The sequence below is a fragment of the Xenorhabdus beddingii genome (assembly GCF_002127545.1).
Lineage (GTDB): Bacteria > Pseudomonadota > Gammaproteobacteria > Enterobacterales > Enterobacteriaceae > Xenorhabdus > Xenorhabdus beddingii.
Genome location: NZ_MUBK01000029.1, coordinates 1 through 18,308 on the forward strand (window position 1 = coordinate 1; position 18,308 = coordinate 18,308).

At 46.7% G+C, this 18,308-nt stretch carries 20 protein-coding genes and 1 pseudogene; 12 read left to right on the forward strand and 9 right to left on the reverse strand.

Going from position 1 to position 18,308, the window contains the following annotated elements:
- The first annotated feature begins 16 nt into the window (after nt 1-16).
- The 8 genes and pseudogenes from tnpA (at nt 17) to Xbed_RS15270 (ending at nt 6,591) form a co-directional block, all read left to right on the forward strand.
- Nucleotides 17-433, forward strand: a pseudogene (gene tnpA, locus Xbed_RS15235) (IS200/IS605 family transposase).
- A gap of 189 nt (nt 434-622) precedes the next feature.
- The gene (locus tag Xbed_RS15240; RefSeq protein ID WP_086113756.1) at nt 623-1,264 is read left to right on the forward strand and encodes a lysophospholipid acyltransferase family protein; all 642 of its coding nucleotides are present in this window, start codon (nt 623-625) and stop codon (nt 1,262-1,264) included.
- Nucleotides 1,261-2,205: a phosphatidate cytidylyltransferase gene (locus Xbed_RS15245; protein WP_086113757.1), complete on the forward strand. Its 945-nt coding sequence runs from the start codon at nt 1,261-1,263 to the stop codon at nt 2,203-2,205. Before Xbed_RS15240 ends, Xbed_RS15245 begins: the two co-directional genes overlap by 4 nt.
- 203 nt (nt 2,206-2,408) lie before the next feature.
- Entirely contained in the window at nt 2,409-2,705 is a 297-nt protein-coding gene (locus Xbed_RS15250; RefSeq protein WP_086113758.1) for a hypothetical protein, read from the forward strand.
- Entirely contained in the window at nt 2,705-3,109 is a 405-nt protein-coding gene (locus Xbed_RS15255) for a type II toxin-antitoxin system PemK/MazF family toxin (protein WP_086113759.1), read from the forward strand. Before Xbed_RS15250 ends, Xbed_RS15255 begins: the two co-directional genes overlap by 1 nt.
- 108 nt (nt 3,110-3,217) lie before the next feature.
- Complete coding sequence (gene fieF / locus Xbed_RS15260) at nt 3,218-4,123, forward strand: CDF family cation-efflux transporter FieF (RefSeq protein ID WP_086113760.1); 906 nt, start codon at nt 3,218-3,220, stop codon at nt 4,121-4,123.
- Nucleotides 4,124-4,322: 199 nt separating this feature from the next.
- Nucleotides 4,323-5,300, forward strand: a complete 978-nt coding sequence (pfkA, locus tag Xbed_RS15265; RefSeq protein WP_086113761.1) for a 6-phosphofructokinase — start codon at nt 4,323-4,325, stop codon at nt 5,298-5,300.
- 271 nt (nt 5,301-5,571) lie between these two features.
- A complete protein-coding gene (locus Xbed_RS15270; protein WP_086113762.1) occupies nt 5,572-6,591 on the forward strand; it encodes a sulfate ABC transporter substrate-binding protein in 1,020 nt (339 codons plus the stop codon).
- 82 nt (nt 6,592-6,673) lie between these two features.
- Here the strand turns inward: Xbed_RS15270 and tpiA are convergent, their stop codons facing one another.
- Together tpiA and Xbed_RS15280 are read right to left on the reverse strand one after the other, a co-directional pair.
- The gene (gene tpiA / locus Xbed_RS15275) at nt 6,674-7,441 is read right to left on the reverse strand and encodes a triose-phosphate isomerase (RefSeq protein ID WP_086113763.1); all 768 of its coding nucleotides are present in this window, start codon (nt 7,439-7,441) and stop codon (nt 6,674-6,676) included.
- Nucleotides 7,442-7,586: 145 nt separating this feature from the next.
- Nucleotides 7,587-8,207 (reverse strand): DUF1454 family protein, encoded by a 621-nt coding sequence (locus Xbed_RS15280; protein ID WP_086113764.1) that lies wholly within the window; start codon nt 8,205-8,207, stop codon nt 7,587-7,589.
- 57 nt (nt 8,208-8,264) lie between these two features.
- Here Xbed_RS15280 and Xbed_RS15285 point away from each other — a divergent pair, with 57 nt between their 5' ends.
- Nucleotides 8,265-8,693 carry a DUF805 domain-containing protein gene (locus tag Xbed_RS15285; RefSeq protein ID WP_086113765.1) on the forward strand — a complete coding sequence of 143 codons (429 nt, stop codon included), beginning with the start codon at nt 8,265-8,267 and terminating at the stop codon, nt 8,691-8,693.
- A 43-nt stretch (nt 8,694-8,736) separates the two neighbouring features.
- Here the strand turns inward: Xbed_RS15285 and fpr are convergent, their stop codons facing one another.
- The 3 genes from fpr to Xbed_RS15300 all read right to left on the reverse strand — a co-directional run bounded on the left by fpr (nt 8,737) and on the right by Xbed_RS15300 (nt 12,202).
- A complete protein-coding gene (gene fpr / locus Xbed_RS15290; RefSeq protein ID WP_086113766.1) occupies nt 8,737-9,483 on the reverse strand; it encodes a ferredoxin--NADP(+) reductase in 747 nt (248 codons plus the stop codon).
- 327 nt (nt 9,484-9,810) lie between these two features.
- The gene (glpK, locus tag Xbed_RS15295; RefSeq protein WP_086113767.1) at nt 9,811-11,334 is read right to left on the reverse strand and encodes a glycerol kinase GlpK; all 1,524 of its coding nucleotides are present in this window, start codon (nt 11,332-11,334) and stop codon (nt 9,811-9,813) included.
- A gap of 70 nt (nt 11,335-11,404) precedes the next feature.
- Nucleotides 11,405-12,202, reverse strand: coding sequence for an MIP/aquaporin family protein (locus Xbed_RS15300; RefSeq protein ID WP_086113768.1), 798 nt, complete (start codon nt 12,200-12,202; stop codon nt 11,405-11,407).
- 314 nt (nt 12,203-12,516) lie between these two features.
- On the opposite strand from Xbed_RS15300, the gene zapB reads away from it, so the two are divergent.
- A complete protein-coding gene (zapB, locus tag Xbed_RS15310; RefSeq protein WP_086113769.1) occupies nt 12,517-12,759 on the forward strand; it encodes a cell division protein ZapB in 243 nt (80 codons plus the stop codon).
- Between the two features lie 72 nt (nt 12,760-12,831).
- Here the strand turns inward: zapB and rraA are convergent, their stop codons facing one another.
- The 4 genes from rraA to hslV all read right to left on the reverse strand — a co-directional run bounded on the left by rraA (nt 12,832) and on the right by hslV (nt 16,457).
- Complete coding sequence (gene rraA, locus Xbed_RS15315) at nt 12,832-13,341, reverse strand: ribonuclease E activity regulator RraA (protein WP_086113794.1); 510 nt, start codon at nt 13,339-13,341, stop codon at nt 12,832-12,834.
- A gap of 108 nt (nt 13,342-13,449) precedes the next feature.
- Nucleotides 13,450-14,367, reverse strand: a complete 918-nt coding sequence (locus Xbed_RS15320) for a 1,4-dihydroxy-2-naphthoate polyprenyltransferase (protein WP_086113770.1) — start codon at nt 14,365-14,367, stop codon at nt 13,450-13,452.
- A 213-nt stretch (nt 14,368-14,580) separates the two neighbouring features.
- Entirely contained in the window at nt 14,581-15,912 is a 1,332-nt protein-coding gene (hslU, locus tag Xbed_RS15325; RefSeq protein ID WP_086113771.1) for an HslU--HslV peptidase ATPase subunit, read from the reverse strand.
- Nucleotides 15,913-15,926: 14 nt separating this feature from the next.
- A complete protein-coding gene (gene hslV, locus Xbed_RS15330; RefSeq protein WP_038240007.1) occupies nt 15,927-16,457 on the reverse strand; it encodes an ATP-dependent protease subunit HslV in 531 nt (176 codons plus the stop codon).
- 244 nt (nt 16,458-16,701) lie between these two features.
- Here hslV and Xbed_RS19995 point away from each other — a divergent pair, with 244 nt between their 5' ends.
- Both Xbed_RS19995 and Xbed_RS15335 read left to right on the forward strand, forming a co-directional pair.
- Nucleotides 16,702-16,866 (forward strand): hypothetical protein, encoded by a 165-nt coding sequence (locus tag Xbed_RS19995; protein WP_208612256.1) that lies wholly within the window; start codon nt 16,702-16,704, stop codon nt 16,864-16,866.
- Between the two features lie 47 nt (nt 16,867-16,913).
- Nucleotides 16,914-18,236 (forward strand): MFS transporter, encoded by a 1,323-nt coding sequence (locus Xbed_RS15335; RefSeq protein ID WP_244182516.1) that lies wholly within the window; start codon nt 16,914-16,916, stop codon nt 18,234-18,236.
- Nucleotides 18,237-18,308 lie beyond the last annotated feature (72 nt).

Consider the following 18,308-nt stretch of genomic DNA (forward strand, 5'->3'; position numbering starts at 1 on the left):
CATTATACTTTGGTCTATGACAAAAGAAACGGATATCCGCCGGTGAAGACACTGCGTTTTCCTGATGCATGTCCACTTGGTATTTGTTGCCAAATATCGACGGAAAATAGTTGATCAGGATGCTATAGAAAAGCGGCGCCGTTACTTTGCCAGTGTATGCGCTGACGTTGATGTTGAGCTGGTCGGGATGGACGGCGGGCGTGCTCATGTGCATTTGCTGATCAACTCCCCTCCAAAGTGGGCAATTTCGAACCTGGTCAACAGCCTTAAAGGTGTGTCAAGCAAATTGCTTCGCCGTGACCGACCTGATATAGCCCAACGCGATGACTACAAGGGCGTTCTTTGGACGCCGGGCTATTTTGCGGGCAGTTGTGGTGGAGCACCGATATCGATCATTCGGCAATACATTGAGCAGCAGCAAACACCACGTTAGTCGGAAAACCACGCCTTATATCCCCATCCTGAAGGACGGGGTTTTACGGCGCACCGTGATAAATAAACCGTCTCCCCTCTCTTCATCCTGTTGTTATCTTGACCAATCTTGATTATCTTACACTCTCACTCCATTATTTAAAAAGTCTTATCATTGTCATTTCACATCAAAGGGATAAGGATACCCAACATGGCTAACTCTCATAAAATCAGTCTATTGGCGAAAGGTATGGGCGTCGCGCTATCAAGTTTATGTCGTCTTTTAACGGGGGTACAGGCACGATGGATTGGTTGTGAACCTTCAACGGCAAGCCGCATTTATTATGCTAATCATTCCAGCCATCTTGACGGATTGGTGATTTGGTTTGGGCTTCCGCCTGCATTGCGTCACAAAGTTCATCCTGTCGCTGCCCGTGATTATTGGGATAAAACCAAACTACGTCGCTATCTCGTTCATCAGGTATTTCGTGCGGTATTAATTGAACGCAAGGGTGAAAATACGTCGAAAGAAACGGTTCTTGCACCATTGAAGAGGGTTTTGGCACAACAGGAATCTTTGATTATCTTCCCGGAGGGAACCCGGGGGGAAGGTGACCAAATCAACCCGTTCAAGAGTGGCCTGTATCATTTAGTGCATCAGTATCCCGATGCTGAAGTTGTGCCCGTTTATCTGGAGAACTTGAACCGTGTTCTGCCAAAAGGAAAGAAATTGCTCGTTCCCATTATTTGTTCCGTCACATTTGGTCAGCCACTGGATAAATTGGGAGAGAGTGAAAGCAAGGCAGAATTTCTGAAACGTGCTCAGTCTGCATTAGAGGAGTTAGTGCTATGACAAATATCGATCATGACTTGATGCTGTTACTGGGGGCGATATTTGGCATATTGGTTATCGCCAGTGTGATTGGGGGTGTTTTGGCTTTTTGCTATGCGGGAGAAAGGCGCAATGCCACCATTGATAACCTGAATGCCAGAATCCGTGGCTGGTGGATGATGTGTATTATTTGTGTCCTGGCTATTGTGGTGGGGCCTGTCGGAGCGGTGGTTTTGTTTGCGGTGATGTCATTTTTTGCTTTGCGCGAATTTATCACGCTAACGCCCACCCGACGTAGTGATCATGAAGCGCTGTTCTGGTGTTTCTTTGTTTTTATGCCTGTGCAGTATGTCTTGGTGGGTGTGCAATGGTATGGGTTATTCTCGGTATTCATTCCGGTCTATGTGTTCTTGTTTCTGCCTGCCCGCGCTGCCTTTGTCGGGGATACAACGCATTTTCTGGAGAGAACCGCCAAGATCCAGTGGGGGATGCTGGTGACGGTATTCGCCATCAGTCATGCGCCCGCGTTGTTGATGTTGCCTATTCCAGGGTACGGGGATCAAAATATCAAGTTATTGCTGTTCTTGATGATTGTGGTGCAAATGTCTGATGTTTTGCAGTATGTATTCGGCAAACTCTTTGGTAAGCGCCCGATTGTGCCAAAACTCAGTCCCAATAAAACGGTTGAGGGATTTGTGGGCGGGATTTTAGCCTCTGTACTGTTGGGAATGTCGTTGTTCTGGGTCACGCCATTTTCACCGTGGGTCGCGGGTTTGATGTCGCTGGCAATCACGTTGATGGGGTTTATTGGTGGGGTGTGCATGTCGGCGATTAAACGAGACAGTGGAGTGAAAGATTTTGGTGGAATGATTGAAGGGCATGGTGGCATGTTGGATAGAATTGATTCGCTTTGCTTCGCCGCCCCTATATTTTTCCACCTGACGCGCTATTTTTATACCTGAGGCTGAATAATTGCGGGCGGTAGCGGTCTAAGAAGTGACCGTTTACGGCGGGGAGCAGTCACTTGCTCATCCTATAGCTAATTGAATTAAAGTGACCATAGATTTTATGCTCTCGGTATATATAAAATATATACCGACTTGCTTTGAAAGCCTGTTATGTATATATTTTATACATACACTGAATTCACCAATAGGAGGCTACTATGGCAGCCATGACTAAAGGTCGCGAAACCAAAAAGTTCCTTTTCAAACTCCGCCATCGTGATAGTGAGTTTGGGGTAAGTGAAGAAACTTTTAATCGTTTAATGAACGAGCTTTCACTCAATCAAACAGAGCTTGTTCATAAGGCACTCAGAGATCTCGCAGAAAAAACGATTCCGGCCTATGAGCCTGATGATGGCCCATTAACCGATACCCAAATCGAAACTATCCGTAAACTTTCACCAATAGGACATCTTGATCTGAGTGACATCGGTTCGCCTCTTCTGGGAGATAACTGATGATCTCTCGTTTCAAACCCTTGCCAATGATCGGGGATATTGTTTGGTGCCGATTTCCTTATGAGGTTGGCACTCCCGGCCCAAAACCTCGTCCCGCTTTAGTTTTAAACACATTAAATAATGATCACGCCGTTCTCGTGGTTTATGGCACAACACAGAAAACAGATCGCGTATATCCCGGAGAATTCGTTATCGGGCCTGATATTGATGGTTGGGAAATGTCTGGTCTTGTGCAGGAAACAAAGTTTAATCTTGGCGCGACAGTGAGCATACCTTTTGACTCTGACTGGTTTGATGTGGCACCGCTGATATTCAAAAACTCCCCTCTGCCAAAACTCGGCGTTATCCCTCCACTGGCTATCCCGCTCCTACAAAGAGCGTATAGAAGCATCAATAGAAAATGATATAAGACACGGAAAAGATGTTTAGCAAAATCCGAAGTAAACCCTCAATGCGGGCTGGGATAAATGCGAGTCCGGCAGATTTTAAACGCGAGCCGTGACAGGTAATCAATGAATCTAAATTATGGGCGATGGGTTAGTGGTGCTGCGTTGGCGGCCACGGTATTGGCCAGTGTGTTGTTGATCGTGAAAATTTTTGCATGGTGGTTTACGGGGTCGGTGAGCTTATTGGCCGCGCTGGTGGATTCTTTGGTCGATTTGGCGGCTTCTCTGACCAACTTTTTTGCCGTGCGTTATTCACTGCAACCTGCTGATAAAGAACACACTTTCGGGCATGGCAAGGCCGAATCACTGGCGGCTTTGGCACAAAGTATGTTTATTGCCGGTTCGGCGATTTTCCTGTTTCTGACCGGCTTTCAGCATCTGTTTTCCCCTAAGCCATTGGAGCATGCGGCGGTGGGTGTTTGGGTCATCATCGTTGCCCTGATTGCTACGTTATGTCTGGTGACATTCCAGAAATGGGTGATTAAGAAAACCCAAAGTCAGGCGATCCGTGCGGATGCGCTGCATTATAAGTCTGACCTCCTGATGAATGGGGCCATTTTGGTGGCGCTGTTGTTAAGTCTGTATGGTTTTCAACGTGCGGATGCGTTGTTTGCCTTAGGGATCGGGGTCTATATCCTCTACAGTGCATTACGGATGGGGTATGATGCCGTACAATCTTTGCTTGATCACGCCTTGCCGGAGGCAGAACGGCAGGAAATTATTGACATTATCCAGCGTTATCCCGGCATAGCCGGTGGTCATGATCTGCGCACCCGTCAATCAGGGCCGACTCGTTTTATTCAATTCCATCTGGAGATAGATGACAATTTGCCGCTGGTGCAGGCTCATGCTTTGGCGGAGGGGATTGAAAATAAATTGCGGAATAGATTCCCGGATGCCGATATTATTATTCACCAAGATCCTTGTTCCACTGTGCCTAAGGAACATAAAAATCGTTGGGATTGGCGATGAATTTATTCATAATCAAAAGATCGTCAAAAAATAGACATAATCTTAATGCAGACTGGGTGTTTTTCCGTATGATAGGTTCTGTTGAATCAATTCAGCTTTTGCAGTGACAATCAGGTTTTGCAAAATCGCCATAAAGTTTCCCCCTGGGGGAAGTTGTCAGCAGATTGATAAATATAATATTTACAAGTCAGAGGTCATCATGATCAACAAGATTAAAAGAATCGGAGTCTTAACGAGTGGCGGTGATGCGCCAGGCATGAACGCCGCTATTCGTGGTGTTGTTCGTGCCGCTTTAACCGAAGGGTTGGAAGTCTACGGCATTTATGATGGCTATCTGGGGTTGTATGAAAACCGCATGAAGAAGCTCGATCGCTTTAGTGTTTCCGACATGATTAACCGTGGTGGCACGTTTTTGGGATCAGCCCGTTTTCCTGAATTCAGAAATGATAAAGTGCGGGAAACGGCCATTGACAATATGCGTAAAAATGGGATTGATGCGCTGGTGGTGATTGGGGGGGACGGCTCTTATTTAGGGGCGAAGAAGCTGACTGAAGCGGGTTTCCCTTGTATTGGCCTGCCAGGAACCATCGACAATGATGTTGCCGGCACCGATTACACCATTGGTTATTTCACGGCGCTGGAAACGGTGGTTGAAGCGATTGATCGCCTGCGCGATACCTCAACTTCCCACAAACGAATTTCCATTGTGGAAGTGATGGGGCGTTACTGTGGTGATTTGACCTTATCGGCGGCGATAGCGGGTGGCTGTGAGTTTATTGTTCTGCCTGAAGGTGAAAGTCCATTCGATCGCGAAGAATTGCTGTCTGAAATTAAGGCGGGAATTGAAAAAGGCAAGCGCCATGCGATTGTGGCGATTACTGAACATGTTTGTGATGTTGCTGAACTGGCGAAATATATCGAGGCGGAAACTCATCACGAAACCCGTGCGACGGTATTGGGGCATATTCAGCGTGGTGGCGCACCTGTCGCTTATGACCGCATTCTCGCTTCCCGCATGGGCGCGTATTCTGTTCAGCTTCTGCTGGAAGGGCACGGCGGGCGTTGTGTGGGTATCCAGAACGAGAAACTTGTTCATCACGATATTATTGATGCGGTGCAAAATATGCAGCGTGTCTTTAAGAAAGAGTGGCTGGAAACGGCGAAGAAGCTCTATTAATCCTTTCTTACCTGCCAAATCTTATTTCAGGGACAGCCATGTGATGTGGCTGTCTCATCTCCCATATTCTTCTTGTGCATAAGCAGAAATTTAAAGTTATTTCTGCGTTATAACGCTTTCTGTCAGTTTTGATGGTGAAAATCATAAAACCTAATAGCTTGGGGAGCATGTTGCCGTGATGATGAATGCAAGGGGTATGGGGATAAGCTCAAGACGGGCAGTCTCAAAAGAGCGTGTTTTAAAAAATTATATGATGTCGGCGCTATGTTTGATGGCCTTGGCGCTGACACTATTATTTAACAGTGTATTGTTTAACAGTGCATGGGCAAAAGCGCTTCAATTATTGAATGTATCCTATGATCCGACCCGTGAATTTTACCAGCAGTATGATGAGGCATTCAGTGAATACTGGCACAACAAAACCGGGGATGATGTCAAAATCCGCCAATCACACGGCGGCTCAGGCAAACAGGCAACATCGGTGATCAATGGTCTTCAGGCGGATGTCGTCACGCTGGCACTGGCCTATGATGTCGATGCGATTGCAGAGCGTGGCCGCATTGATAAGCATTGGATTAAGCGCCTGCCGGATAATTCAGCGCCTTATACCTCAACCATTGTTTTTCTGGTGAGAGAAGGAAATCCCAGGCAGATCAAAGATTGGTCGGATTTAATCCGTCCCGATGTTTCTGTGGTCACGCCGAATCCGAAAACTTCCGGTGGTGCACGTTGGAATTATCTGGCCGCTTGGGGATATGGATTAGCCAATAACCATCAGGATCAGGCTAAAGCCAAAGACTTCGTGAAAGCACTCTATAAAAATGTCGAAGTACTGGATTCCGGTGCGCGTGGTGCCACAAATACTTTTGTGGAGCGTGGCATTGGTGATGTATTGATTGCGTGGGAAAATGAAGCGCTGCTGGCGATTAATGCCTTAGGTGACGGTAAATCGAGTGACGGTAAATCGGGTAAAGGCAAATTTGAAATCGTCACGCCGAGCATTTCTATTCTGGCAGAGCCAACCGTTTCAGTTGTTGATAAGGTGGTTGATAAACGGGGAACCCGCGAGCTGGCTACGGCATACCTTAACTATCTTTATTCTCCGATAGGGCAGGAGATTGCCGCCAAGCACTATTATCGTCCCCGTGATAATGCCATTGCAGAAAAATATCACGCTGTTTTTCCGGATCTGAAACTGTTTACGATTGATGAAGTTTTCGGGGGTTGGGATAAGGCGCAGAAAGCGCATTTCGCCACCGGCGGGACTTTTGATGACATTATCCGTCGTTAATCATTTGGGGTGGGGTTGTCTTGAATTAGCGATTGAGAGTGAGAGAAAACCGCCACGGGGTTATTGCGTGGCGGTTGAGTCATTACGCTTTTTTCGCTTCGGCGGCGGCTTTCACGATCACAGCGAAAGCATCCGCTTTCAGTGATGCGCCACCGACCAGTGCGCCGTCGATATCCGGCTGGGCAAACAGTTCTGCCGCATTGCCGGCGTTGACAGAGCCACCGTATTGAATAATCACTTGTTCAGCGATAGCGGCATCTTGTTTTGCGATATGGTCACGGATGAATTTATGCACGGCCTGTGCTTGTGCAGGCGTTGCCGATTTGCCAGTGCCGATTGCCCAAACAGGTTCGTAAGCAATAACCGTATCTTTGAACGCTTCAGCGCCCAGCGTGTTCAGAACCGCATCGATTTGGCGTGCACAAACGGCTTCGGTTTGACCCGCTTCGTTTTCCTGTTCGGTTTCTCCAATGCACAGAACGGGGATCAAACCTTGTTCTTTCAGGATGGCGAACTTCTTGGCAATGAATTCGTCACTCTCTTTGTGGTAAGTGCGACGTTCAGAGTGGCCGATAATGATGTATTCCGCGCCGACGTCTTTCAGCATTTCTGCGGAAGTTTCGCCCGTGAATGCGCCGGAAAGGTTAACGCCGATATCTTGTGCACCCAGCGCGATACGGCTGCCAGCCAGCGCATTTTTTGCCAGAGAAACATAAACTGTTGGTGGTGCAATAGCGACGCCACAGCCGTCAACGTTGCTCAGTTCTTTACGCAGACCTGCAATCAGGTCGTTAACCATGTGGGTACTGCCATTTAATTTCCAGTTACCCATCACTAATGGATGTCGCATATTTTTCCCTCCAACCAGAAAATAATCAAATTGCGAATTGAATGAATATTCTTTCTTTGGATGACATTAATCAGAATGCCATCCCCTGCAAGCGGAATCCCGACAGTATAAAGATCATCAACGCGAATAGCTCTGCGCTGTGTCACTAATTTTGATTTGTTGAGGCATCAGATAGCGATAGCTTAATCGGTTCAATTGCGAAGGTCATTATATTTTCGCTGCTGTTCACGATGATATAGCGCACGGCACCCATTTTATGGCTGAAAGCTGAGTGTTTTTCCGCCGTTTGTAACAGTTTTTCCAATTGGATTTTGGCTTGAGCCGTGGAAAGCGTCGGTTCAAATTGGCTGATAAGCGCAGTGATATACTGTTTTGCCAGTAGGAAGTTTTGTTCATCCTCGTGTCTGTTTTGTGATGGAAGCAGGGTAATTTGCAGGCTCTTAATTTTTTCACTGCCTCGCTCCAGGACTGCCGAAGAGTAAATTTTGTCATTGATTTTGCTGGCCGCACGGATGAAAGGCTGGGAAATATCTTTGCTTGCCACCACCTTATATTCGTACAGGGGAAGTTCAGGGTGTTTCTTGTTGTATTTTTCCCGAAAGACAGGGATGGTGTCTTCAAAAGTTGGCGAATTGGGCAGCAGATACATCAACTGTGGGTTCATTTCTGGTGTGACAGAAAACTCACCTGCAACGGCTGATAATGGCAAACCGATGCCAAAAGCGATTAATATTGTCACCAGAAGTTTATTTATGCCTGTTTTCATTTTGCGACTCACTGAGTTAATACTGAAAAAACAGCATCCACAATTGGAAAAGAATACATGACATTACAACAATGGGGATTCTCATTCAAAGGTCGAATTGGGCGTCGGGAGTTCTGGATTGGCATTGGTCTCTGTTTTGCCTTGATTTTTATGCTGCTGACACTGCATGGAATGCATGTCCTCCCGATGAATTATGCGGCAGTGGCTATCGCTTTGCTATTGTATCCGGCTGCGGCAATTTTTTCGAAACGCCTGCATGACCGCAATAAATCCGGCGGCTGGGTATTATTATTGGCATTGGCCTGGATATTGCTGTCCCTCGACTGGAGCGCGATGGCACCCATATGGCAATGGGGAATTGGTCGTTTTGTACCGACCCTGATTTTCGTTATGGTGATGCTTGATTGTGGCGTATTCCGTAGTATGGAAGGCACCAATCGCTTTGGGGAAAAGGCAGAAACGGTTGATTACATTTCTGCCAAATAATTTGTTTAAAGATAAATAGTTTGTTTAAAGATAAATAGCCTGTTTACCAATACTGTTCACTGGTGATATGGCCGGGTTTACGGCGCAGGTGCTTGGCCATGTTACGCTGCTCTTTCAGGAGTTGTTGGGTATCCCTGACCATTTGGGGATTTCCACACAGCATAACATGGCTGTTTTCTGCCTGTATGGGGAGGCCAACCGCCGATTCCAGTTCTCCACTCTCAATCAAGGCGGGAATCCTGCCCATCAGTGAATCAGGCTGCTTTTCCCGACTGACGATGGTCTGTATTCTCAGCTTACCCTGAAATTTTTGTTCTAATTGCTGCATCATCGGTAAATAACTCAGATCTTGCCCCCACCTCACTGCGTGAACCAGAACGAGGTTATCAAATCGTTCCAGATTAATGCCTTGCTGGAGGATGGAAAGATAGGGACCAATGGCGGTGCCGGTTGACAGCATCCAAAGTGTCTGGCAATCAGGGATTTCATCAAGAACAAAAAAACCCGCCGCTTGTTCTGTCACTAGCAGCTCATCCCCGGTTTTTAATGCGGCCAGTCGGGGACTGAGTTTTCCTTCTGGCACGGTCACTAAATAAAATTCTAAGTTATTGTCATCAGGGGAATTGACGTAAGAATATGCGCGCTGGATGCGTTCACCTTCAATTTCTAGCGCAAGTTTTGCAAATTGCCCGGCAGTAAATTTTTCTATCGGCGCTTGTATCTTGATGCTGAAAAGTGAGCCTGTCCAATCGGTTATGTCGGTAACTTTTCCTGTAACCCAGTTTGCCATTACGGTTAACCTCTCTACGCGATACGTTACAATATGAGTGAATATTGAGTGCATTGGTGATTTTTTGTAACGATTCTACGTGATTACCTGAAATAGCATTATCGATTACGTGTTACAGCTCAATTGACGTTTTTTTGCTGGTATAACGGATAATCTTCGTAAACTCGCAGACGAAGTTCAGCGGGTAAAAGCGATATCTTCATTAAGATTTTGGTATAAGGAACGCTGACATTGCAGTACCACGATATTGCAGTACCACAATATTGCAGTACGACGATATTGCAGACCGCAATGTCAGCGCTTTTATTTGTCTGATGTTACGCGCGGTTAGGCGCGGTCTTCCCACTCTTGAGCGCGGGCAACGGCTTTTTTCCAGCCATTGTATTTATGGTTGCGCTCAGTCGTTTCGATACCCGGGCGGAATTCTTTTTCGATAACCGCCTTACTCGTCACTTCATCCAGATCCCGCCAGAAACCGACCGCCAAGCCAGCAAGGAAAGCGGCTCCCAACGCGGTACTCTCGCGTACTTCAGGACGTTCTACCCGAGTGCCGAGAATATCGGATTGGAACTGCATCAGGAAATTATTGGCGACCGCTCCGCCATCTACACGCAGGGCTTGCAGGCGTGTACCCGCATCCGCTTGCATGGCGTCCAGTACATCACGGGTTTGGTAAGCGATGGATTCCAGTGTGGCACGGATAATATGGTTGCTATTTGCACCACGGGTCAGGCCGAAAATCGCACCACGGGCATAAGGGTCCCAGTAGGGTGCGCCAAGGCCAGTAAACGCCGGAACGACATAAACGCCATTGCTGTCTTTGACTTTGGTTGCGAAGTATTCTGAATCTGTCGCATCGGCAATGAGTTTTAGTTCATCACGTAACCATTGAATGGACGCGCCCCCAACGAATACCGCGCCTTCCAATGCATAGTTCACTTCCCCGCGTGGGCCACAGGCGATGGTCGTCAGCAGACCATGGTTGGAACGCACCGCGTCTTTGCCGGTGTTCATCAGCAAGAAGCAACCCGTGCCGTAAGTATTTTTTGCCATGCCGGGATGAACACACAATTGCCCGTACAGGGCGGCCTGCTGGTCACCTGCGATACCGGCGATGGGAATACGAGTCCCTCCTTTGCCACCAATGTTGGTTTGACCATAGACCTCTGAGGAGGCGGCCACTTTTGGCAGCATAATGCGAGGTATCCCCAACTCATCGAGGATTTTTTGATCCCACTCCAGATTATGGATATTGAACAACATAGTACGGGAAGCGTTGGTGTAGTCGGTCACATGGACGCGCCCCTGAGTCATTTTCCAGACTAACCACGTATCGACGGTACCGAATAAAAGTTCGCCATCCTCGGCGCGTTTGCGGACACCTTCAACGTTGTCCAAAATCCATTTTATTTTTGTGCCGGAGAAATAGGGGTCAACGACCAAACCGGTATTATGGCGAATATACTCTTCCAGACCGTCTTTTTGTTTCAATTTAGTGCAAATATCCGCTGTTCGGCGGCATTGCCATACGATGGCATTATAAACTGGCTTACCCGTCTCTTTTTCCCAGACGATCGTCGTTTCTCGCTGGTTGGTAATCCCAATGCCGGCAATTTGATCAGAACTGATATCTGCCTTTGCCAGTACTTCAACCAGAGTAGAACTCTGACTTGCCCAAATTTCCATTGGGTCGTGTTCTACCCAGCCTGGCTTGGGATAGATTTGTGGGAATTCGCGTTGTGAGATGCAGACAATATTGGCATCATGATCGAGTACGACGGCTCGAGAGCTGGTTGTTCCCTGATCCAGAGCAACGATATATTTTTTTTCAGTGATATTTTCTGTTGTCATAGTGATAACCTGGTTTTGTTCACTCATTTTTATTGTTTTATTGGCTTGCCATCGCTTGAGTATGGCAAATTTAAATCTCGCGCGGTAAATGGCGAGTAATCAGTTTGCGGTAGCCAAAAGCACCTAAAATCGCACCCACGATAGGTGCTACCAAAGGAACAAGGCAATAAGGAATATCCCGGCCACCTGTCAGAGCAATATCTCCCCAACCTGCTAAATAAGCAACCAGTTTGGGACCGAAATCACGGGCTGGATTCAGGGCAAATCCGGTCAGGGCACCAAATGAACCCCCGATAACCGCAATGAGGATACCTATCAACAGCGGTGCCAAAGGACCACGAGGAATGCCATTGCCATCATCGGTCAGAGCCAGGATCAGACAGAGCAGAACGGCCGCGATGATCACTTCGACGATAAACGCCTGTAGTACGGAGATCTGGGCGGCAGGGTAAGTAGAGAAAACCCCTGCCGTGAAGAGGCTTTCCTGTGAACCACGCACCGTGCTGTGAATGTGTTCATAATCCAGAAAGAGGCTGTAATACATCATGTAGACGATAAGTGCGGCAACAAAGCCGCCGAACATTTGGGCAATGATGTAAGGGAGGACTTTTTTTCTGTCAAAGTTGGCGAATAAACAGAGCGCAATGGTGACGGCTGGGTTGAGGTGTGCACCTGAAATTCCGGCGGTGAGGTAAACGGCCAAAGCGACACCAAAGCCCCAGATGATGCTGATTTCCCATAATCCCAATTGTGCTCCTGCGAGTCGGGCGGCAGCAACGCAGCCTAAGCCAAAAAAGACGAGTAATGCAGTACCCAGAAATTCTGAAATACATTGGCCTGATAATGTTGGACGAGTGGTCTGGCTCATTTCATATCCTATAAAAAAAAGTACAGGGAGAGATTAATGATTAGCCATTTCTTATATATTAAGAGAAAGGTGCCTGTGAATTTATCGTTAATGCGCGTAAACGAGAAATAGCGAAATTGAAATCTGCGTGTTGCGTCAACAAAATGAGCGAATTCGCATTTGATTAGGATTTTCTTTGGCCTGAAAATGTGATCTTGTCTACATTTTGCTTTAGGCACTATATTTCTCGTTATACCGCACATTGAACGGATGAAACTAGACAGGCGCTAATCGGCTAAATACAATCAAGAGATTGCTTACAAGAGGGTCCGAGAATGTCATTTGAAGTTTTTGAAAAACTAGAATCTAAAGTTCAGCAGGCGATTGATACCATCACTTTGCTGCAAATGGAAATTGAAGAATTAAAAGAAAGGAATGCGGTGCTGTCTCAGGATGTACAGAGCGTGACAGACATCCGTGATTCGCTGGCACGTGAAAATGAGCAGCTCAAACAAGAACAATCAGCATGGCAAGAGCGCTTACGTACCCTGTTGGGTAAGATGGAAGATGTACAATAAGGTATCCGACAGCTTAGCTGAAAAAGGGCGATGATTGCGCCCTTTCTTTAGACTTCTCACCTTTATTCGGCATTAGGCTTCGTCGTCGTCGCTCTCTTCTTCAATCTCCAGTGGGACATCGGATAAGACGATACCGGTATTGTCTGCGTAGAGATAGTCACCAGAGAAGAAAGTCACACCACCGAAGTTCACCCTGATATCACTTTCCCCCACGCCTTCACTATTGGAGCCGGCAGGAATGGCGGCCATTGCCTGAATGCCAATATCAAGCTCGGCAAGATCATCGACCTGACGCACTGCGCCATAAACGACAATGCCTTCCCAATCATTAGTGACGGCAAGTTGGGCCAGTTCTGCATCAACGAGTGCCTTGCGCACCGATCCACCACCATCAACGAGCAGAATACGGCCTAGCCCATTTTCTTCAAGTAAATCATAAAGCAGGCCATTGTCTTCAAAGCATTTCACCGTGATGATCTGACCACCAAATGAAGTACGCCCACCAAAGTTGGAAAATAGCGGTTCTACCACGTTTATATCTTCTTGATAGATATCACAAAGTTCGGAAGTATCATATTTCATGGGATTTACGTCTGGTTTATGCAAGGAACGGACAGTATATCCTTTTCCGGCGGATGTTGGCAAAATCATCAATCTCAAAACGTATGGTCAAAATTGATGTTTACTCGCCTAATTAAGTACTAATCCAATGGAAAACAGCACATTGGTTAATAATGCAGCTTTAACCATTTGTACCAGCTTGGGGCGCATACCCTCAGGCGTCGGATCGCGCAGTACTTGCAGCATATGTCTCAATAATAGAGGAAAGGCGAGCAAAAATAACCAGCTAAACCCGCCATTCAGGTACTGGAGCGTAAAGGCGACAAAGCAAAACATGGCACCGATTAACAGGGCAGCATGGTAGTAACGTGCTTTTTTCCCCCCCAATCTGACCGCCAGGGTATTTTTGCCGTTTTGACGATCATCTTCGATATCGCGCAGGTTATTAATATTCAACACGGCCACTGAAAGCAAACCACAGGCCGTGGCGGGCAGGAGGGTACTCAGGGAAAACGTATTGGCTTGCAGATAGTAGGTGCCAAGAACACTCAACCAGCCAAAGAAAATCAGGACAGAAATATCGCCCAGCCCAAGATAGCCGTAAGGCCGGGTTCCCACGGTATACGTGATGGCGGCGACAATGGCCAGTAATCCCAGCACCAAGAAGCCGATAGCATCGCTTGGGCGGTTGCAGGCGACGGCGATGAGAGAAATCCCTGACAGGCAGGAGAGCAGCACTGTGATCTTCAAGGCGTTCTTCATCTGTCCGGGGGTAATCAGCCCTTTTTGCATGCCACGCATTGGGCCAAGACGTTTCTCTGTATCGCTGCCTTTGGCAACATCACCATAGTCATTGGCGAGGTTGGAAAGGATTTGCAGTAGGGCTGCGGTTAATAGAGCCAGTAACGCTACAGGCCATTTGAAATGACCGCTCCATGATGCAAGGGCCGAACCCGTTACGACGGCAGCGACGGCCAGTGGCAGCGTTTTGGGGCGTAAACTTTCCAGCCATGCCTGTATCTGACTGATAGGCGTTGTTGAGTTCATGTTGTCACTATTTGTCATTACGTGATTGGTTGTCATTACGTGATTGGAGTGTGATAAATTTTATATCACTGAATATCGCAAAATGGGAGGCTAAAAGCCTCCCATTTTGATTTTGGTTACTATTTTCTTTCATTGGCTTCGCGTTTTCTTCACATTGAATTGCTTGCGTGAATAAGTTCGCTTGGTCAAATAAAGTCAGATGAGTATTATCGATTATAAAATAAACCGACTCAGGTCTTCATCCGCAACCAGTTCATCCAAGTGCTCTTTGACGTAATCCGCATTGATTTCAACGGATTGTCCTTGATTCTCGCTGGCGTCGAAAGAGATATCTTCCATCATGCGCTCAAGCACGGTATGCAGACGGCGGGCACCGATATTTTCAGTCGTCTCATTCACCTTCCACGCGGCTTCCGCGATTTTGCGGATACCGTCAGTCGTGAACTCGATACCCATGCCTTCGGTTGCCATCAGGGCCTTGTACTGTTCAGTCAGTGAAGCATTTGGTTCTGTCAGAATACGCTCAAAGTCTTCCGTCGTCAGCGCTTGTAATTCAACGCGGATTGGCAAACGGCCCTGAAGTTCAGGGATCAGGTCTGATGGGCTGGAAACCTGGAAAGCACCCGAGGCGATGAACAGAATGTGATCGGTTTTGACCATGCCGTGTTTGGTGGAAACAGTACAGCCTTCTACCAATGGCAGCAGATCGCGCTGAACACCTTCACGGGAAACATCCGGGCCGGAGGTCTGGCCGCGTTTACAGATTTTATCAATCTCATCAATAAAGACGATACCGTGCTGTTCAACCGCATCAATGGCCTGCTGTTTCAATTCTTCCGGATTAACCAGTTTTGCGGCTTCTTCTTCTACCAGCAGCTTAAATGCGTCTTTGATTTTCATCTTGCGATTTTTCTGACGCTGGCCTGCCAGATTCTGGAACATGGATTGCAACTGATTGGTCATCTCTTCCATGCCCGGAGGCGCCATGATTTCAACACCAACCGGTGCGGCTGAAACCTCGATTTCAATTTCTTTATCATCGAGCTGGCCTTCACGCAGTTTTTTGCGGAATGCCTGACGGGTTGAAGAGGGTTCGGACTGAGTTTCTGTCTGCCCCCAATTATTTTTTGCCGGTGGCAGCAGGGTATCCAGAATACGCTCTTCTGCCAGCTCTTCGGCGCGATAGCGGTTTTTCTCAATGGATTGCAGACGCACCATCTTCACTGCGGCATCAGTCAGATCACGGATAATGGAATCAACTTCTTTACCAACATAACCCACTTCGGTGAATTTCGTTGCTTCAACCTTGATAAAGGGAGCATTGGCCAGTTTTGCCAGACGACGGGCAATTTCGGTTTTACCCACACCGGTTGGGCCTATCATCAAAATATTTTTTGGGGTAACTTCTTGACGCAGGGATTCATCCAACTGCATACGACGCCAGCGGTTGCGCAGGGCGATGGCCACCGCTCGTTTTGCTTTATTCTGACCGATGATGTGATTGTCGAGTTCGCTGACAATTTCGCGAGGAGTCATTTCAGACATAATACTATCTATCCTTACGCTTTCGAAGGCAGTTCTTCGAAGTTGTGATTATGGTTGGTGTAGATGCAGATATCGCCAGCGATAGACAGGGCGCGTTCTGCGATTTCCCTGGCGCTGAGTTCAGTGGTTTCCAGCATTGCGCGTGCGGCAGCCTGAGCATATGAGCCACCGGAACCAATGGCGATAAGATCATTCTCTGGCTGAATCACATCACCGTTACCTGTAATAATCAGAGAAGCATTTTCATCTGCAACGGCAAGCAGGGCTTCCAGCTTGCGCAGCATGCGATCCGTTCGCCAGTCTTTGGCCAGTTCAACGGCCGCTTTGGTCAGATGCCCTTGATGCATTTCGAGTTTGCGCTCAAACAGTTCGAACAGTGTGAAAGCATCAGCAGTACCGCCGGCAAAACCCGCGATGACTTTGTCATTGTAAAGGCGACGCACTTTACGGACATTGCCTTTCATCACGGTATGACCCATTGTTGCTTGTCCATCACCACCGATGACGACTTTGCCATTACGGCGAACACTTACGATTGTAGTCACGAGTTAGCCCCTGGTTACAAAATAGAAGATGGTACACACGGTCTGTTGATGGGTTATTCCGCAGTTGCTTAAGGCATTGGGTATAAAATCACCGTGTATAGGTTATTAACGATTAAGATGGGGGAATTTTCTGACTTTTCAACCCCTGACAGGCGGTCTCTTGATCAGATCTCGACATCCATTGACTTAGCCCGCCAATATCCACCAATCAGGTTCTTTCACAGGAACCCTCAGGCTTATCCTGATGTGCCGTAAGATCCCGATTCTTGAAGGTGAAATGACGTTAGGTGAATTCGGCCGGATTTGTTTTTCAGATTTAACTGCGCAGGCTGCCGGAAAAGTGATGATAAAACAGGGAGGCGATTCAATTATTAATATTGTCTCTCTGCCAGCTCATACGACAAAATAACGTCTATCAGATAATGGAATAAAACCAATCTTAAGCATTTAAAAATTTTGAATGCTGAAAAATATTTAATTGCAGGATTTGAAATGAAGCAGCATACAAATATTTTTTTAGCGCGAATAGGGATACCCAGTACCTTATCATGGGGATATTTGGGTATTTTGATCTTTATGATGGGTAATGGAATAGAAATAGGCTGGCTAAGCCCTTATCTGATCGATAATGGATTAAGTATTCAGGACGTTTCTACATTATTTAGTATTTACGGTATCAGTGTCGCCATATCTTCTTGGTTTGCCGGCGTATTTTTTGAGGCATTTGGTGCTAAGCGAACCATGCTATTAGGCACAATTCTTTGTATTGTTGGCACCGTAGGTTTCGTTAGTCTGGGTTTAAGAGAAATGTCCTATCCGCTTTTGTTGATAGCACAAATCATTAAAGGTTTAGGCTATCCGCTATTTGCCTATTCATTTTCAGTCTGGATCGCCTATCGAAGCCCTGTCAGCAAACTCAGCACAGCATATGGATGGTTCTATTTTGTTTTTTCAGGCGGAATGCAAGTATTAGCCACTTTTTATGCGAGTTGGGCCGTAGAAGAATTAGGTCATATTAATACGCTATGGACGACACTGATATTTATTATTGTGGGTGCTTTTTTTGCCTTGATTCTTAATCGAGATAATATCAACCCCAAAAGTAATAATAATACCATTGAAAATATTAAAGAGGTTCTGAAAGGCATAACGATTCTTAAAGCACATCCGAAATTATTTATATCTTGCATCCTCAGGATCATCAATTCACTTTCTCAGTATGCTTTCCCTGTTTATTTACCGGTGTATATGATTTCTCAGGGTTTTACTACAATTCAATGGTTAAGCATTTGGGGAACCGCTTTTACGAGTAATATTCTATTTAATTTGGTCTGGGGGATTGTAGGAGACAAAATAGGTTATAAAAGAACCATTATTTGGTGTGGCGGGGTTTTGACCGGCGTTGCCTCGTTGCTGCTGTTTTTCGCCCCACAATTTGTCGGGGCAAATTATGCCATCGTACTCCTATGTGGCATTTGTTGGGGAGCGGGTGTCGCAGGCTATATCCCGTTGGATGCGATGTCCGCCAATATGGTAGAAAAAGACAAAGGTGCTGTTATGTCAGTACTGAATTTGGGGACGGGTTTATCGGTGGTGATTGGCCCAGCCATCGTGGGTTTATTCATAGGCAGTCTGGGAGCCAGTGGAGTGACTTGTATCGTTGCTGCGCTTTATTTTATCGGTGCTTTGATGACTCATTTTCTGGATGAACCTGAAAGGGTTTCTAAAAACATTATTCAATCCGACGCTATTGCAAGGAATCAGTCTTCAGGCTCCTGAATGTGCTACGGGTTAATCTATCACAACAATAAAGACATAGCCCCAAACCGATATCATAAGGTTTGGGGTTGA

Bases quoted from the DNA above. Each gene is read 5' to 3' on its own strand.
- Xbed_RS15240 (WP_086113756.1), top strand. From the start codon at position 623: ATGGCTAACTCTCATAAAATCAGTCTATTGGCGAAAGGTATGGGCGTC.
- Xbed_RS15245 (WP_086113757.1), top strand. From the start codon at position 1,261: ATGACAAATATCGATCATGACTTGATGCTGTTACTGGGGGCGATATTT.
- Xbed_RS15250 (WP_086113758.1), top strand. From the start codon at position 2,409: ATGGCAGCCATGACTAAAGGTCGCGAAACCAAAAAGTTCCTTTTCAAA.
- Xbed_RS15255 (WP_086113759.1), top strand. From the start codon at position 2,705: ATGATCTCTCGTTTCAAACCCTTGCCAATGATCGGGGATATTGTTTGG.
- fieF (WP_086113760.1), top strand. From the start codon at position 3,218: ATGAATCTAAATTATGGGCGATGGGTTAGTGGTGCTGCGTTGGCGGCC.
- pfkA (WP_086113761.1), top strand. From the start codon at position 4,323: ATGATCAACAAGATTAAAAGAATCGGAGTCTTAACGAGTGGCGGTGAT.
- Xbed_RS15270 (WP_086113762.1), top strand. From the start codon at position 5,572: ATGGCCTTGGCGCTGACACTATTATTTAACAGTGTATTGTTTAACAGT.
- tpiA (WP_086113763.1), bottom strand. From the start codon at position 7,441: ATGCGACATCCATTAGTGATGGGTAACTGGAAATTAAATGGCAGTACC.
- Xbed_RS15280 (WP_086113764.1), bottom strand. From the start codon at position 8,207: ATGAAAACAGGCATAAATAAACTTCTGGTGACAATATTAATCGCTTTT.
- Xbed_RS15285 (WP_086113765.1), top strand. From the start codon at position 8,265: ATGACATTACAACAATGGGGATTCTCATTCAAAGGTCGAATTGGGCGT.
- fpr (WP_086113766.1), bottom strand. From the start codon at position 9,483: ATGGCAAACTGGGTTACAGGAAAAGTTACCGACATAACCGATTGGACA.
- glpK (WP_086113767.1), bottom strand. From the start codon at position 11,334: ATGACAACAGAAAATATCACTGAAAAAAAATATATCGTTGCTCTGGAT.
- Xbed_RS15300 (WP_086113768.1), bottom strand. From the start codon at position 12,202: ATGAGCCAGACCACTCGTCCAACATTATCAGGCCAATGTATTTCAGAA.
- zapB (WP_086113769.1), top strand. From the start codon at position 12,517: ATGTCATTTGAAGTTTTTGAAAAACTAGAATCTAAAGTTCAGCAGGCG.
- rraA (WP_086113794.1), bottom strand. From the start codon at position 13,341: ATGAAATATGATACTTCCGAACTTTGTGATATCTATCAAGAAGATATA.
- Xbed_RS15320 (WP_086113770.1), bottom strand. From the start codon at position 14,367: ATGAACTCAACAACGCCTATCAGTCAGATACAGGCATGGCTGGAAAGT.
- hslU (WP_086113771.1), bottom strand. From the start codon at position 15,912: ATGTCTGAAATGACTCCTCGCGAAATTGTCAGCGAACTCGACAATCAC.
- Xbed_RS19995 (WP_208612256.1), top strand. From the start codon at position 16,702: ATGTGCCGTAAGATCCCGATTCTTGAAGGTGAAATGACGTTAGGTGAA.